The organism is Bacillus cereus group sp. BcHK124 (assembly GCF_027712065.1).
In the GTDB taxonomy this organism is placed as follows: Bacteria; Bacillota; Bacilli; order Bacillales; family Bacillaceae_G; genus Bacillus_A; species Bacillus_A pacificus.
In genome coordinates, this window is sequence record NZ_JAQFPJ010000039.1 from 1 (window position 1) to 17,515 (window position 17,515).

Sequence of the window (17,515 nt, forward strand, 5' to 3'; positions counted from 1 at the left end):
GATGGGAAACTGTCACGTACGGTTCTGAGGGGAGTTGGGGGCAGCGATGCCCCCCGCTTACCCGACTAAATAAGCTGCCTATATGGGCAGCTTATTTTATTTTTGGCTTAGCGTGGTTTTTTCCGAAATGCTGGCTATACCAATAATAGATTTAATTTAAGGTTTACAAACTATTAATCAAAGAAATTGTTCAATTCCTTACTCATTACGTTCGATGTTTTTTGCTTAGGTTTCTCAATTTTATTAACCAGCGACTGCGTAGTATTTTTCTTATTTTTTTGCTGAGATCTTAAGTGCTCTTGACGCTCTTTGTAGCTCATACGTTTATGTTCTGGTTGCTTCTCATCATTTTTCGAATGCTCTTCTCTATTTTTTTCTAAGTTTTCTTGTACCGTAATACTAATAGATTCGTAAACTTTTGCTACATCTTCATCTAGCTTGTTTTCTTCGGTATGATTAAGCATTTCTTCAACTGGAACCGTGTTGATTTCTACATGTGTTTCTTCTGCCTCTGTTATTGTAACGGGAGGTCCATCAGATGGGAATTCTTCAAACAGTGTTTCGGTCTCATCAGGAATCACGGAATGAATAATGGAATCTTTATTCCAATCTTGCTCTAACATAGTAATAGATAATTCTTTGTTTAGTTCTGCTACCTCCATGTTTATTTCATAGCATTCTTCCATAGGAGGTAATTCTATATCTATGGTTTCTTTAATATCTTCTTTCACGACCGGTTCTTTTATTTCAGAGCTTATACTTTCTACATGTGTTTCTTCTGCTATAACAGGCAGTTCACCATTTCGTTGTAAGGCATCTATTAATCTCGATGCACGTGTATAACTAATTTTAAACGTGTCTTGTAGTACAGATATAGAGATACTTCCCGCTTCATTCACAAAACTTAAAACATCTTCGTATAGAATATCCTTAAAGGAGCTAGTTTCCTCTTGTTCGATTTCTTCGCCTTCAATTGGAATTGCTACTTCCGGTGAAATAGTATTGTCAGGTGAATGAGTAGTAATAACACTTGTTTCTTCTGATGTACTACTATTATTTGAAATTAATACTTTACGAGGACCATCCCCTGTGTAAGAACTTACAACTAGATTTTGTTCTAACTTCTCAATATATTGCATAGATTTCATATAGCTAATCTTGAATTTTCTTTGCAGAAGAGATGGCGAGACTTGTTGTGATTCGATAATAAATTCCTTAATATCTTCATACAACTTATTTTCAACTTCATCATCAACATTCCCCTGCTGGTTCATTGCTGCGGGATCATTAGGTAAGGTTTCATTTTGAGACTTGTTTCCCTTATAATCCTCCAATGATACAATGTGTTGATGCTCCTCGTTTGTTTCCATGGAGTTATTCTGTTCAATCTCACCTTCTCGGATAGGTGGTAATGGTTGTATTTTCTTCATGTTTTCTGCATCTACATGCTTCATAGGATTAGCTTTTTCTATAGATTCATTAATAAGGCGAAGACGCTCATTTTCCCAATATTCACCTGTTTTTGTATCTACTTGAATAATTGCTTGGGCAAATTCCTCTTTTGGTACAAAGTTACTTGTGATTTGTTGTACAGGTTGCACATGATTATCTTGTACGATACGAGCAGCACAGATGAATGCCCCTTGTGCCATGATATCTCCTGGTGACATAACAACTTCTTTCGTTTTTTGATAGGTTGATCCTAGTCGACTTACTGGATTCTCTTGCATAGGAGAAATGCCCTGTTCGGATTCTGCCTCTTTAAATTCCTCTTTCTCACCAAACATGTCAGAGAAAATTTTTGCATCATATGGTGTTACATCTCCAAATATCATTTTGTTACGGAATGAACCTAGTAAAGTAAACATGTATTGCTCTGTGAAGTCGAGAGCTAATTGCGATAGTGTTTGGCTAGCGATTGTTAAAATTACTTTATATTTACGAGATTGTGCAGGGAATTCTTTAAACGGCCGCACAACGTAATCCGGAAACTCATCGACAATAATATGATGGTAAGGTGAGACGTTTGGATCTCTACGGAATACTGCATTTTGCATACTTAACAATACAAATTTTCCTAATACGTTTGAAAGGTCTGCTAATTCTCCTTTTGCCGTATTGACTAACAAAATCCCACCCTGCTCTAAATGAACATCGAAATCAAAATCGGATTTTCCAAATAAAACACGTCGTATTAAAACGTTTGAAGCTAAATCTTTTAATATGTTGCGTAAACCTTTTACATATTCTTCTTCTCTGTCATAATGCATTGGTTGTCCGCGGTATTTTCCTGATTTATAAACCGCTGGTTCACCTTGAAAATCCATTTTTTCACGAATAGTATTATCAAACCATTCATCAATACCTTTTATAATTTTATATTCGTTTTTTTGGTCACGTGAAGCATCCCCACTTTGAACAAAATCATATAACTTTTCAACTTGTACTTTTAATAGTTTATGCATACGATGGACACGTTCTACATCATCATACATCTCAATTAAATCGTCAAAGGTTACATCTTTTTGTGGGTTGTGTAGCTTTAGTAAATAAATATGTTGCTTGAGGTGGTTACGCTGCGCTTGTTCAAAGAATGCATTGTTAGATTCAGACAAACCTTGAATAACCATTGCAAAAACCTCTGCTACTTTATCTACTGGTCCTCGTAGAATGTTTATATTTTTGGTATCAGGATTTGTTGGATCAATGTAGTAAACTGCACTTTCAGGTATTTTATGTGCTTGCACTAACTTAAAAACCTTTTGACATAAATCATTACTCGGTTCGATAACAGTCACACCATTTAAAAATGTTCCTTTTACTTCTTCTGTATGATAATCCTTCTTTTTAAAGACATTTATGAACTTATTGATAAAACGTGCCATCCAATGTAAATCTTGATTAATCATGGGAATAATTAAACTAGATGTTTTACCAGAACCAATAGGACCAATAATAATACAATTTAACGTTCTATCTTTCCCCTTAATACGAACCATCTCTTTATGCTCAATATGCGGACCAATTTCTACATCAGGATATATTTGTTCTTCTTGGCTATTAAACCATTTTTGTAATTTGTGATTTTTATATTCGTATTTTTGTACCCACTTTAATATCTCTTCTCGGTAACGAACTATATGCCCACTATACCAAAGGGTAAACAAAATCATGAATACTGTTGGTAAAAATACAAAAATCATAGTGAGTGTGTGAAAATTGCCTGTTAAGACATGACCTAAGGCTTCATACTCACCAAAATTAAGATGTTTTGATTTATCCGTTAGATAAGGAATAACCTTTGCATGGATCGGAGCAGTTGCAAACCATAAAAATTGAATATCAACCGCAAAGTGAGAAGCAACCAAGATTATTAATTTCCCATTATTCACATGTAAAGCTGGAATACGGCTGTAAAACCTAAAGCTAAATTCTCCTAACAGTAAAGAAAAGAACATTAAAATAAGCGGTACATATGTAATTTCTATAGGATAAGACGGTGGTTCAAATGCATAGTAGAGTAACTTGATGTAGTTTACTAAACCGAAACCAAATGAAAGAATAAATCCGCTAATTAAACCGATTGTAGTAAATAACGGTAATCGTTGTTTAAATGTCTCCATATAGGCTCACCTACTTCTTACAGATATAGTTGAGCTTTATGTTTAAACTGGAATCGATTATTGAATTCTGGTTGGAATAGTTCCTTTGATTTTTCGAGAAAGAATTTTGCTGCATCTTCAGTTTGTTTTAAATATAAATCAATACTCTCTCTTTCACAGAGTTGATTGTATTCTTCTTGAGAAAGTACCGCGATATTTACCTCGATTTTTTTATCCGTTGCTGTTTCAATTATGACATCGTACCAATAGAAATTTGGTTTCCCTGGAATTTGGATATCTTGTAGAGAAACACTAAACGTTGCTCCCTCTTCTGTAATATGATTAAGGACTAGTTCCGGGTTTTTAAATGCTTCTCTAGCAGAGAGCACTCCCCCAGTAGTAGTTGCATATTGTAAATCCATTTTGATTTTCCACCTTTCTCCATATAAAAAAAGGCAAGCGACACCCACTGTAAAAACAGCGTGTGTCGCTTGCCTTGATTTCATATGTTCTGATTTGATTGTAGTTTTTGTGTTTAGTTCAAACGTAATTCTATCACCTTAAATAATAAAAATCAATAAAATTGTATAAAAGTATATAAAAAATTAGCGATTAATATAATTCAACAAGTTTGCGTCTTTTCGGATGTACGTTATTTGCAGTACGTGCCATGATCTGTTCATCCGCTTCGATAGTAACGTCTTCATTTTGGAGGGATAGCAGTAATACGTTGTCATAAGTGTCCATTAAAAGTATATCTCTAGCCTTTTTGCGCTTTGGATAAATCACAACAAGTGGCACTCCTTCATCACCTTCTCTTCTTGAAAACACAACATCGTCTACTCTAGCAATCATTCGGTAATCATTTTCATTCCCAAAAATAAAGAAGAAATCTTGCATTGCATCTTTATCTCTCTTATAAGTTCGTCTAAGACCACCATCTATTTTCTCTTTAAATGTTTGAACTGTTTCAACAAATGCATAGCGCCAATCGGCATCTCCTACTGTACGTTGAGATAAGGGTAAGAGAATATCTTGTTCAAAGTTTTGATTATCATCTATTCCTAGAAGAATATCTGAAATAACATCTCCAGCTTCTTTCAAAGAGCAGATGTGTATATTTAGGTTTGGTAGATTCATTAAATGTTCATGATATTCTCGCATAGAAAATAAGAGATTCTTCATACGTACGTATGGAGGTTCTGCATCTTCTGCAAGGAACATCGACTTGTCATACATAACAAAAACAACAGTTATATTTTTAGTGTTTTTTTGTGCATATTCAATATACTTCCCCACCTTTTCAACTAAGGTAGCATTGGTTTCTTTGCACATATCCATTTCAATGTAAATATTTTTGTCTTTATATGAAATGTGTTCATCAGGAATTAGAAGTAACCCTGCATCTTCAATTTCTGTTTTCTTTTGTTTTTGATGATATGAGCGAATATCTAACTCGCATAATATTTTATTCGTATTGGTCTTTTTCGACACTTCCAAAAGTGTGCGTACTAATATTTCTCTTGAGCAGAGTGTATGTAGTGAGATTGAAGAAGAATATCTACGTTTTGAAGATCCTGCAGGAATCCTTCCTAATTCTTGAAGGTAATCAACCATTCTATCTTTTAAGGAGAATGTCGCACGTCTGGTTATACTATCATCTCTTTTATCAATTTTTTTAGTCAGGATAGCACCATATTTTGAAAAACGATTAAGTTTCGTAAACACACTATCCTCAGAAAAATCTCTACCCTCAAATGCACTATAAAGCTGTGTAATTTGTCGTGTAGTAAGATGCCTTTTGTAATATAAAAATGTAAATACAAATATATCGGCCTCTTTTAAACGAAAAGATTTCTGTGTACCTTTGCTTGTATATTTATACGTTGTACTTTTCATTATATGCAACTCCATAACTCGAATATATTTTCAATAAATAACAACCATTTCTATATATCTTATTACAGCAAAATTTAGTTGTAAATTATTAAAAGTTTAAGCTGAATTTGCGCTAATCTAGATACTAAAACTCGTACGCTGAAGTTTGGATTACTTCTCTTCCTAAAAATTCGCTAGAAACATTGATTTATATAGTCTTTCGGTTCTTTTAAATTTGTTCGGACGGAAGACATGTTTTAACCGAACATTTTTTTTAAGGTTCAAGTATTGGAATAAAATCGTTAGGACGGCCTAACAATTTATTTAAACAATCACATTATATAAAGACATGTTACACATACAGAAAATATAATAGATTAATCACTTGTGCATTGTAGTTTCTTTTTGCTATTGAAATAGAAAAAGACCGACAAAATTATATTTGTCGGTCTTTTGTTTAGAATGATAATTTCTTCTTTGCTGGTTGTGAATCATCAGCAACTTCTACTTCAGGTTCAGCACCAAAATTCAATTTTTTCTTTTTAGGTTTTTCTTCTTGTACTGAATCATCAAATGCAAAAAGTTTATTTAAAACAGCATTGGATTTCTTAGAATTAGCTTGCTCACGTTCTTCTTTAATTCTCGTAATCTCATCAATAATATCACTTACACGTTTTGGCAGTGGTAGTCCTGCAACAACTGAATAGAATTTTACTATATCCTCTTCTTTTTTTGTTGTATGTTTATTAACATATGGAGCTATAGGACGTTCATCTACATATGGAGTTCTTTCTTTTAAGAAGTTTTCCATTTGGTTAAGGAAAGAGAAGTTATATAATCGACCTGCTCGTAGCGGCGATGTAACGATAGATAGTGCGCTTTTTTTAGCACTTTCTAGCTCTTCTCTTTCTGTATCGTATAAAACACCTTTTTCTAGTGCGTTCCCTAATTGAGTCAAGTAACCTAGCGGGTTTTCAGTATCTAATTGATTTGATTTTAGTTCTAGTTTTGCTAATGATAAAACGCCTGGTGTATTAATTACTTGAGCAAACTCACTCGCATCAAAATGTGTATCTGAAAACGGTGTAAATGATGAAGTAACTAGGTTAATCTCATGTAATGCATCAGCAATATATTTGTTACTATAGCTAGTATATTCGTTTGCTAAAGCACTTGGATTTTCCTCTTCAAATTTTCTATATAGTTTAGCGTTATCTATTAATACAATTGAGCCAAAAGCTTCTTGGTTCATAGCAATACTACGAATGCGTGAAGTTGCGTTTTCTAATACTTTTAAAGCCTCAGCATCACGTGGTAAAGTCAGTAACAATCCAAAATTGTAATCATGTTCATATAGCATTTCAATAGCCTTTAATAGAGCTCCAGTTCCTGTTCCTCCACCTAGACCACACGTAATCCAAATAAAATCACGATCTTCAAATTCCTGTTTTACCGCTTCGAAAATCTTTGTTTCATGCTTTACAAATGCTTCTTCACCAACCTGTGGATTACGAGCTGCACCCTGTTCATATCCTTCTAACTGTATTTTACGGACGTTCCCTGTGTTTTTAATCTCAATTTTATTAAAATCTTGACTATTTGTATTAACAAGAATCGCACGATATGGGTATTTGTTATTTTTAATTTGTGTTTCTTTATTTGCGCACTCTGCTGCGATTGCACATCCACCCATACCTAGTCCTAAGAATCCAAATTTCAAACTAATATTTCCTAGGCTTTCGATTTCTGAAAAATTGCCTGCCATATGTATATCCTCCTCAAATATATATTTTAGTTGTTTTTCTCAACTCGTTTTTCCAGTTCCTTAATTAAAACATTTCCTAGATCTGTTACGTCATAAATTCGAACACGTCCTATTGCTTTGAAAGATATTAACCCTGCTCCTTCAAGTCTTGCAGTCATAATATCTAAAGCATATCGCGATGGAAGTATTTTTTTACCCTCATAATCTTTTTCATTCTCAATTTGATAGTCTTTATGATATTGGTTGATATAATCCCATAACTTTTCTTTGTTCATTGCGCCCTCGGCGTATAGCACACGTAAAGCCCAAATCCCATCATTTAAATTCTCACAAAGTACATCAATAATTTCACTACTACTCATTGATATATTAGACAATAATTTCACACCACCTTTAATAAATAATAAATTTTATCTATATGTACAAAAAGACAAGATAATCATACGGAATTTAATACCGTTATAAAAGCCGTAGATACTTCGGCATATATTTCCGAAGTATCGTATGTACTAACTATAATACATCTACGGATGATAATCAAGAACCTTATTAAATCAATACTTTAAATACTCCCGTAATAATTACCGTAATTAATATTTTAATTGTTACGCATTTATTGCGGTAATAAACGCTGTAATGAATACGTAATGATTATAAAAGATGCATCTTAATAAATGAAAATCCATATAAAATTTATAGTTCGATTCACAGAATTTCGAGGTGGTTTTGTTCATAATCAAGTATTAATCACGCTCACCCGACTAATCACCGCTCGATAACATAGGTACTATTGGTATGCAGCTAAATAAATGAGCAGTGAATGATTGAGTGATCAGGTATAAAAGTTGATGATATTTTATGTAATCTACAAAGGGGTTCTTTTAGTTTCTATAGAATTTTTATATAATGTATTATAGGACAGGCATCATATAGTTAGGTGGTGAGCAAATGATTGATGAACAGTTAAGCGATGGTTATTATCGCGTATCTGAAGTAGCAACCATGCTTGATATTCCTGAAAGTACTCTTCGTAGATGGTTGAATGATTTCGATGAGTACTTGAACATAAAAAAAGAACGCCAACTTAAATATGTTCATGAGGATAGTATTGATACAGTAAAAAAGATTAAACATTATTATTCTGAGTCAAAGAAAAAGCACGAAATTGTTGGGCTTTTAGATATGGATCCGACGGTTATTCGCAATGTTTATGCTGAAGATGTTGACGGTGATGGTGAACCAAAAGAAACTTCATTAGTTAAAGCACAACAGGTCAATCCAGACTTTATAGAAGCTTTGACGGAAAAGATTACTGAGGAAGTTACAGCTAAAGTGACTGAAGAATTAACAAAACAAAATATGGAATTCTTCGCTGCGGTGGCTAAACAAAGTCAGGATAATTTCGATAGAATCAATAAGCGATTAGAGGAACGTGACGAAAAGTTAATGAGTACTATACGATTAATTCAAGAACAAAAAAGTGCTAATGCTCAGCGACAAGAGAATACTGAACAAAAAGGCGGCTTTTTCTCTAAGCTTTTTGGAAGAAAATAAAAAGGCTATCATTTGATAGTCTTTTTATTTTGCTTATTCTTAATATCATTTCAAAAGCTTAGTTCATTGATAATCAATATGATTCATTCACAACTATTGTTTTAAACTTATAATAATCATAGCACTTAGATATATTTTGCTTTGTTATTTTAATATACAAAGAGTTTTCTAATTCTATTTCTTCCAATCTGTGAACTACTCGCCACTTAACGTCCTAATGGACTGTTTGAAGTGGTGGCTTCTCGGTTAGTCGTTACTTTTGATAGCTAACGAATTCGTCCTAAGACAGCCGAGCTAACTCCCTTGTTCCAAGGGTTCTTTTATTGCTATCTATGCTAACACCAATAGGCGTATTGCTTCATTTTTGATATTGATAGCTGCGTTATAATCTCTATCGATATTTACACCGCATATACAAGAATAAACTCGCTCAGACAATGACATATTTTTCACATTTCCACAACTGCTACATGTTTTTGTGGAAGGAAACCATTTGTCTATTTTCACAAGCTGTTTGCCTTGTTCATTTAGTTTATAAGCTAAGAAAGAAGTGAACATACCCCAAGCATTATCAGCGACGCTTTTTCCAAAATGAAGTGCTTGCGATATTCCCTTCATATTTAGATCTTCAATAGCTACAACATCAAAATGAGTAGCTAACTCTTTAGACTTATGATGAAGGAAGTTCTTACGTTGATTCGTTACTTTTTCATGTAACTTAGCTACACGGATACGTTGTTTATTCCAACGAATAGAACCTTTTGTTCTTCTTGATAATACTCGTTGCGCCTTTGCTAATCTGTCTAACATTTCATGATAGAACTTAGGATAATTGGCTCTCTCATCCTCAGAACTGACGTATAATTGATCCATCGCAAAGTCTAATCCAACAACTGATTCTACTTCTTTTTGTAGAATCTCTTTTTCGTATTCAGTCAAAATGGACACATAGTATTTACCAGTAGGTGTCATAGAAATCGTACATGACTTGATTATATGGTCTTGTGGTATTTCTCTATGCTGTTTGATACGTACCATTTTCAGTTTTGGCAATTTGATATGACCGTTAAGCAACATAATATTTCCGTTCACTACATTCGTTGTATAAGACTTTCTGTCTTTTTTGCTTTTGAATGTTGGGAAGTCATTTTGACCACGAAAGAAATTTTTATAGGCAGTTTGCAAGTTTAGTTGAGCATTTGCCAAAGCTAATGAATCCACTTCTTTTAACCACTCAAATTCTGCTTTGTATTTCGCAGGAGTGGGAAGCTTTTGTTTCTTTAGTTGATCCTTATCATCTTTATGTTTTTCATACGCTTCTTTCCGTTCAGCTAACATTCTGTTATACACGAAACGTACACAACCGAAGGTTTTACGCATAAGATGTGCTTGGTCTTCTGTTGGATACAAACGGAATTTATATGCTTTATTCTGCTTTGTCATATCATTTCACCTCACTTTTCACTTTGATTTTCAATATATGTTTTTACTACGTCTATTGATGAACCACCAGTAGTTAGTAAGCAAAAACCTCTTGACCAAAACATCTCTTTCAATAGTTTCATTCTACTTAATTAGTAGTATGAAACTATTTTTATATTAATCATAAAAAAAACAGTTTATTCTTATTCAAAACTTACATCTGCACTCGATCACTCAACCATTCGCTAATCATTTATTCTAAAATAACAATATGATTGACTGGTGATTAATTGACTGATTACAAATCGGCATAATGAAATGGAATCAACCAATCAATCACCGCTCAACTTATATAAGAAAATAACAGTATTAAAACACGAGTGACTGGTGGTTAGTTGGGTGATTCGAGGTGTAGATAATGAAAATGTGCCATTAATGCGCTTTATCGATGATATTTTGTTAATTGAGCGACAATCAGGCAGTTGATCAGAGGCTATTTAAGTTATTCTTGCTTATTGTGAATTGACTTTTGATTGAGCGGCGCTCAACGAGGTGTTTGAGTGGTGGTTATTTATACATAGTCAGTTAGCAAAGATCATGCTTTCGAAAAAATCACCTTGCAACCATGGAAAAAACTATATATGATGTAGTTACTTTAATATTTTTGTATTTTTTTAGATACAAATTCATTAATAATAAAATATTTATATAATAAAAAATAAAATATAATAAAGCAAAAAAAGGTTCATCAGCCCAATGAAATAGCGCCAACTACTTCATTGTGGTACACCGCACAAAATCCCAAAAAGAAATGTAACAACGACTGCGGTAAACAAAGCCAATAAACCTTTTTATTTTGCATGAAATTATAAGATAATTTTACTGTATCTTATGTATTTGTGCAACTTAAAAAGGGGATTTCTTGCGTAATTTTAGGCATTGTTTACCGTTGTTATACAAGTATTACTCTTTTAAGAGAGTAGTATCTTTGTATCCGTGGTATGACAGTGCCTTTTTCTGCTCTTTCGAAAGGAGTTAGCAACATTATGCATACGCAAATGGCTTTTTCCCAACAGAACTTTAAAGTTCATGGGGTTAAATTTTTTAATGGACTATTAAACATCGTAAAACTAGAGAATGAAAGAAAAGAGTTACCATCTTCAGCTTTAGCTACTTATATCTTGCTTCACTTTGAATGCAATGATATAGGAATGCTACCACGTGAATTTCAAATAATGGATCTTGCTAAGAAAAGTGGGATTCCCTACACAACAATTTATACAGGGTTTCAAGTTTGTTTGGAGCGTAGACTCGTAAAAGAAACACCTGTTGGAAATCGTACTGTATATGAAATTGTAGATTATGCGTTGTATAATCACACTACTGCAGAAACTGCAAACATGACAGGTATATCGCTATCGTATTTCCGTATACCATTTCACCTAATTCAAACAACGATAATGAGTAGTCTAGTAAAGGCTCGTGATAATAGAGGGATTATATTCCTTTTAGATTTAATCAATACTTTTTCAAGAAAAGTGGGTATGGAACATTATAAACATAAAATTGAGGAGTTTCAGATTACAAGAAAGATGTCTTCCTTGAAAAAGAGATTAAATCGTAATGCAAAGAAAGTAAGACAATACATAGAAATTATTAACCCCATTGTGCAATTTACTGCAATCGATTCTAAAGAGAAGAAATCTAATGAAACAAGAATTACAAGTGTAAGAAAACAGGTAAAACAAATCATCATTGAGAAGTTCAACGTGGTATTTTCTTCGAACTGCGTAATTGAGAATGATAAAAAAGAATTACATAGACCAGTAGCAAAGTGCAGAAAAGAAGCGGTGTCTCGTTTAAAACACATGGGACAGGCCTTACGAAAAAAAGATAAAGAAAATATAATGACCGCATTTAGACAAGAGATTGTTGATATCGCAATCTATTTACCAACAAAACAAAAACAAAGTGAATTACTAATTTACGCAATGACTTATGCATTAGATCAAGTTGAAAGTTGTATGAAAGAGCAAGAAATATTCTCTATACCAGCATTTATGCGTGTACAGTTTAGAGAGTCCTGGATAGGTTTTAAGGAAAGAAACTTGTCTACAGGGGAAAGGCACGATGCAATGATAAATTATCATAAGAAAAATGGTGTTTATCCGGAATTCATTTAATTTTTTTTAAAAAAATATACGGCAGCCCTTGTTAAAAAATCACTTAAAAGCAAGGGTTATTTGGCATGTTCTTTAATTTGAAGACATGCTTTTTTATTTAGGAAAATATACCTATTAGCATTTTTACGGAAGCATATAATCGATTTACGTTATGTTTGGTTACGATTCAGTATGTTTATAATTCGATTCAATACTTGTGGTTATCTTAGTAATATGATTCTAACCTTGTGAATTCTTAGTAATATGGTATTTAACTTCTTAATTTGTGATTTCTATGATGTAGAGCTTGTATGTATTGGGGATATTACGATAGTGAATTTAGCTTTATATCCAGGAACGTATGTAATACAAGGCTTTAGAGGTATTTGCTGAATCTCTTTATAATTAATAATTGAGTTTAGTTATATATATTTCTTGTTGGTTTTATATAAAATACTTGTGATTATTTATATTTAATTACTTGTATTTTTTTAGATTAAATACATAGAAAAATAGAAAGAAGGAATAAATATAAGTTTACAAGGAGGTAATTAATCTATTGACTTTTAAAATTCATAGAGGTATTCTTATACGTGAACAACAATTAACTAAGAGAAATATACAAATTAATAGATTTAATTTCTAGCTAAACGGACACACCGAAGGCACATAACCTGCCATCGGTGTGTCTTTTTTTGTATAAATAACAATAAAAAGGGAGAATTTGAAGCTATGAATGAAATTGTGAACATGAGTAAAGAACGATTTACAAAGTATTGTGAGGACAATGCAGCATTTGAAGAGGATATTAGTCGTATTATTAATCACTACTTTTTATTACTAGGGAATAAGGCAAATATCTTACAGGAAAGAGAATTTAATAACGAAATTGAAGAAAAAACGTTTAAAAATAATGTGAAACGTTTTGAAACTCTATTCCCTGCAGCTGTTAAGAATGCATTTTTAAAAGGATATCAATTATGCCTTGAGTTTATAAATCATCCTGAAACACAAATTCCTGAGAATCTATATACTGATCCGAATTTTATAAAAGATATTCCTTTTGCCTTAGCAAATGCATCTGAATATGAATTGTATGAAATCATTCGTACAGATGAAACACAGGAATTTAGTGTGTTTGCTATCCGAACATATGAGGGGATCCGTCCATTGTTAGAACAAGTATTTTGTGAAGTTGCATTCACTGGTGCTGAATATGCTTTTGAACATGAGCGATTGGAAAAAGGACTTGAATTAAAGAAAGGTAATAGTACCTCGTTAACCAAAGTTCCTGTAGATCGTCTTTTCGCTATTACGCCTTCTGTTAATGGAGTTGTTGTACATGCGGAAGAACATTGCGAGATTTGGAATTTAAATTGGAATAGCAAAGTAACAATCGATAATCCTTTTGTTGAGCTTGCTGAGGTTACATTTGTTCATCAAACAAAGGATATGATTCAAAAAAATATTGAAGATGGTGTTTTATACTACAGCATTCTTTATCTTGGTACACCTTTACATGAGATACAAGAACGATTAGAAATACGAGTAAAACTAAATTCTGATTTTGGAGCTCCACGTCCAATGGAACAAGTTGAAATTGAGTATATTCTGAATGAGATTATTGGGAAGGTTCATCTTGAGGCACAAATTCCAATTGAAAACATGATTTTAATCCAACGTTAGATTTTGTAGGAGGTTAACTATGGTGAAAAAAATCGTTTTAGCTATTAGCGATACTGTATATACGGCATATTTACGTGAGGATTTTATTGGTGCGGGATTTGAAGTAGCTGATAGTGATGTGATGCATATCAAGTATCTAGATGAAATTCTAGATACAGAACAACCCGATATTCTATGTATTAATGACAAACGATTAAATATTGATGCAGGGCATGAAGAGAAACGTGAGTTGATTATCTTACAGAAATTAAGAGATATTCGTTTTAATCGAGATATTCGTATTGTGGTATTTACAGAGCGTGAAAATGATGATGAATTTTTGGCGAAACTAATTTATCTAGGTATCTATGACATTTTTAACTCTCGTAAAATTGATATTGATAATAAAGTTATCCCGCAGCTACTACAGGAGTCGGATATTAAAAATGTAGCGGAAATTGTAGGAGCAAGCCAGGCACCACAACAAACAAAGTTGCCCGAAGTTCCTGTTGATGAGGAAGATGGCAACAATGAACCTTCCTCTAATTCTAAAAAACTATTTAAAAACAAACAAAAGCGTAAGTCAGTTCCAGATGACACGCCAAAAGCACCTATTATAAAAAAACAATATAAGTTGGCCTTTGAGCCGGTATATGAAAAACAAATAGGTATTGCTATTCCGAGAAGAACAATTGTTGTGGCCAGCATGAACAGAAGAAGTGGTTCAACTTTTGTTTCTCATCTTTTATCTGCTTATTTAAATGAACTACAGATTGATGTGAATTATATAGAAAATCTATATGATGATGGTTATACGTATCCTTTATTAAAGGGATATACAGAAGCACCAGAAAACTATCGTAGTGAATTTATGTTGCAACGGTATAAAGAGATGTTACAGAAGGAATCTGATATATTATCAATTCCAAAATGGAAGCAAGGAAGAGTAAATTATATCGTAAAGAATCCTATAGTGGACCAAGAGCTGAAAAACGAAACAGAGCAGGACTTTGACCATTTTATTAAGGTATTATTGGCTAACCAAGAAGCGCCTATATCTATTATTGATGCGGGGTACGATTGGGATAAAGATTTATACCATGAAATATGCGAAATGGCAGATTATATCTTCTTTGTAGCAGAACCAGATCTGCATCAATTGCTAAAGATAGCACATCCTCTTACACAAAAGGAGAGAAAGCTTGTTTCGTACTTAGCTTTAGAGAAAACGAGGATCATTGGGAATAAGTTTTCTCCTGCACTTTTAAAGCATGAAGTAGTAGAAGAATGTTTTGGAGATAAGTTATTAACTGCTTTAGCACCATATGTGATAGAAGATGTATTTGAATCACAATTAAATAGTAATACATTACTATCTAGTCGGAACTATTATAAAGAGATAGAAGGAATAATGAAGGAAATAGCAGGGTTATTGCTACCAAACCAATTGTTGAATCAAAAGAAAAGTTCTATTTTAAGTGGATTTCGATTCCGAAAGTTTGATAATTAAGGGGGTGTGAAAAGGGATGCAAAAATTTATTATAGGCGCCGCCTCATTATTATTATGTGTTGGCTGTTTATTCTTAATGACGGATATGATTATTGGTGATACAACACACACAGATAATAAGTCTGCATTAGAACGTGCTGGTAGTACAGCAATGGATAAAGCTGTAAAAGTAGGTGTTTTACGAGCGCAAGAAGAAATTGCTATTGAACCAGAAATCGCAAAGAAAGAATTTGAAAAGTCTTATAAACAAAATGCAACATTTAAGGATCCGGCATCAAAACGAGAGTTTTCTGTACACGCTGTACATGAGCAACCTGCAATGATTGCGGTTGAAGGAGAGGCGGAAGCTGCTAGTTATACGAAACAATTTGATGAAAAGAAAGGTAACATTAAGAGTAACGCAAAACACATATTTATTTATGAAGCAGATTCTGACAACAAGAAAGCTGGAGGAAACGTGAAATAAATAAGAAAAAGTAGGTGTGTAAGAAATGCAAAATACAGTAACAACAGCGCTTTTTCTAACGCTTTCTTTATTATTGATAACTCTTATACCAGAAGGTGTATTGTATGGAATGCAGTTAGTAAAGGCACATGATTTTGCTTCTAGTACAGTAGAGTTAGCAGAACAAACAGGTGGTTTTCAGTACACATATGAAGGGAAAAACGTAAATCTAATTCCTGATATAGAGAAGAAAATGAAAGAGCAGAATATGGATGGATGGAAATATGAATATACTAAAGGGCGCGTAGATCATAATCAGCCATTAAATTTTAAGATAAAAGCTGAACATCACTTCTTTATTTTTAAAATGATAGGGATTGATAGTGTGAAAGCACCAATTTGGGCTAATAAAGATGGAATGGGACAAATCTATTTCCGTTGAAAATATCAATATGTATAAAAAGAGGTAAAAACTATACTGAAAAGTGTAGTTTTTTTACTAGAAATAAATATATAAAAATACTTTACAAGCCTATTTTAATATGGTAATATTTTCCATATAGAACAGCGGTTATAAAAAAACGCTAATTAATAAATTTATATGTTAAAGTATCTGGATTTTATATTTAAATTCGGTACAATAAAGGAATCTATAAAAAAACTAATATACTTGGAGGAACAAACAATGGCTAACAAATTTTTAAAAACAGCAACAGCATTAACAATTATGGGTACATCATTACTAGGAGCAGGAGCATTTACTGCTAAGGCTGATAACACAGACTCATTAAAATTCAGTGATGTTCCAGCAAATCACTGGTCTACAAAAGCAATTTATGATTTAACAAATCGTAAAGTAGTACAAGGATACGGAAATAATATCTTTGGTTTTGGTGACAACGTAACTCGTGGGCAAGTTGCTCGTATGATTTATATGTACGTTAAACCAGCAGATGCAGATGCTAGCTTCAAAAATCCATTTACAGATATTAGAGGACACATGTTTGAAAAAGAAATTAGAGCACTTGCTAAAGCAGGTCTAGTAAATGGTTATGGTGAAGGGAAATTCGGTCCAGATAATGTCTTAACTCGTGAACAAATGGCGCAAGTACTTACAAATGCTTTCAAGTTCAAAGCTACTAAGACAACTTCCTTTACTGATATTGATAAAAACTCATGGGCATTAAAAGCAATTAGTGCATTAGAAGAAAATGGCGTTACTATTGGTACAGGAGGTAAAATGTATTCACCATATGCACATGTAACTCGTGAACAATATAGCCAGTTCTTATATAACTCTATTAATGCAGTAGAAAAAGAGACTAAGCCAGAAGTGAAGCCAGATCCAAAACCTGAAACAAAGCCAGAAGAAAAACCAGAAGTGAAACCAGATCCAAAACCTGAAACAAAACCAGAGGAAAAACCAGAAGTAAAGCCAGATCCAAAACCTGAAACAAAACCAGAGGAAAAACCAGAAGTGAAACCAGATCCAAAACCTGAAACAAAACCAGA

Annotated in this window: 13 protein-coding genes and 1 pseudogene; 7 read left to right on the forward strand and 7 right to left on the reverse strand. The window is 33.1% G+C overall.

The annotated features are described in order from the left end of the window. Positions 1 to 173: 173 nt before the first annotated feature. The 5 genes from PDK19_RS26545 to PDK19_RS26565 form a co-directional block, all read right to left on the reverse strand. The gene (locus tag PDK19_RS26545) at positions 174 to 3,623 is read right to left on the reverse strand and encodes a DNA translocase FtsK (RefSeq protein ID WP_228920445.1); all 3,450 of its coding nucleotides are present in this window, start codon (positions 3,621 to 3,623) and stop codon (positions 174 to 176) included. 17 nt (positions 3,624 to 3,640) lie between these two features. Next, the gene (locus PDK19_RS26550) at positions 3,641 to 4,108 is read right to left on the reverse strand and encodes a hypothetical protein (protein WP_076867960.1); all 468 of its coding nucleotides are present in this window, start codon (positions 4,106 to 4,108) and stop codon (positions 3,641 to 3,643) included. 106 nt (positions 4,109 to 4,214) lie between these two features. Further along, positions 4,215 to 5,501 (reverse strand): replication-relaxation family protein, encoded by a 1,287-nt coding sequence (locus PDK19_RS26555; protein ID WP_000843502.1) that lies wholly within the window; start codon positions 5,499 to 5,501, stop codon positions 4,215 to 4,217. A 436-nt stretch (positions 5,502 to 5,937) separates the two neighbouring features. After that, positions 5,938 to 7,245, reverse strand: a complete 1,308-nt coding sequence (gene repX / locus PDK19_RS26560; RefSeq protein ID WP_000918300.1) for a plasmid replication protein RepX — start codon at positions 7,243 to 7,245, stop codon at positions 5,938 to 5,940. 26 nt (positions 7,246 to 7,271) lie between these two features. Continuing rightward, positions 7,272 to 7,607: a hypothetical protein gene (locus PDK19_RS26565; RefSeq protein ID WP_000098927.1), complete on the reverse strand. Its 336-nt coding sequence runs from the start codon at positions 7,605 to 7,607 to the stop codon at positions 7,272 to 7,274. A gap of 586 nt (positions 7,608 to 8,193) precedes the next feature. Between PDK19_RS26565 and PDK19_RS26570 the strand changes: the two genes are divergently transcribed. Beyond that, positions 8,194 to 8,799, forward strand: coding sequence for a DUF3967 domain-containing protein (locus PDK19_RS26570; RefSeq protein WP_000564668.1), 606 nt, complete (start codon positions 8,194 to 8,196; stop codon positions 8,797 to 8,799). Positions 8,800 to 9,129: 330 nt separating this feature from the next. Here the strand turns inward: PDK19_RS26570 and PDK19_RS26575 are convergent, their stop codons facing one another. Both PDK19_RS26575 and PDK19_RS26580 read right to left on the reverse strand, forming a co-directional pair. Continuing rightward, the gene (locus PDK19_RS26575) at positions 9,130 to 10,242 is read right to left on the reverse strand and encodes an RNA-guided endonuclease TnpB family protein (RefSeq protein WP_000166221.1); all 1,113 of its coding nucleotides are present in this window, start codon (positions 10,240 to 10,242) and stop codon (positions 9,130 to 9,132) included. An 11-nt stretch (positions 10,243 to 10,253) separates the two neighbouring features. After that, positions 10,254 to 10,367: pseudogene (locus PDK19_RS26580) on the reverse strand (transposase); the annotation flags it as partial. Between the two features lie 900 nt (positions 10,368 to 11,267). Here PDK19_RS26580 and PDK19_RS26585 point away from each other — a divergent pair. The 6 genes from PDK19_RS26585 to PDK19_RS26610 all read left to right on the forward strand — a co-directional run. Beyond that, positions 11,268 to 12,404, forward strand: coding sequence for a hypothetical protein (locus PDK19_RS26585; protein WP_000557427.1), 1,137 nt, complete (start codon positions 11,268 to 11,270; stop codon positions 12,402 to 12,404). Positions 12,405 to 13,115: 711 nt separating this feature from the next. After that, positions 13,116 to 14,069, forward strand: a complete 954-nt coding sequence (locus PDK19_RS26590; RefSeq protein ID WP_001002932.1) for a hypothetical protein — start codon at positions 13,116 to 13,118, stop codon at positions 14,067 to 14,069. A gap of 19 nt (positions 14,070 to 14,088) precedes the next feature. Next, positions 14,089 to 15,558, forward strand: coding sequence for a hypothetical protein (locus tag PDK19_RS26595; protein WP_000239317.1), 1,470 nt, complete (start codon positions 14,089 to 14,091; stop codon positions 15,556 to 15,558). A gap of 16 nt (positions 15,559 to 15,574) precedes the next feature. Next, a complete protein-coding gene (locus PDK19_RS26600; RefSeq protein ID WP_001168866.1) occupies positions 15,575 to 16,024 on the forward strand; it encodes a hypothetical protein in 450 nt (149 codons plus the stop codon). Positions 16,025 to 16,049: 25 nt separating this feature from the next. Further along, positions 16,050 to 16,445 carry a DUF4320 family protein gene (locus PDK19_RS26605; protein ID WP_001181745.1) on the forward strand — a complete coding sequence of 132 codons (396 nt, stop codon included), beginning with the start codon at positions 16,050 to 16,052 and terminating at the stop codon, positions 16,443 to 16,445. Positions 16,446 to 16,625: 180 nt separating this feature from the next. Next, the coding region (locus tag PDK19_RS26610; protein WP_270708194.1) for an S-layer homology domain-containing protein at positions 16,626 to 17,515 on the forward strand (890 nt) is incomplete at its 3' end.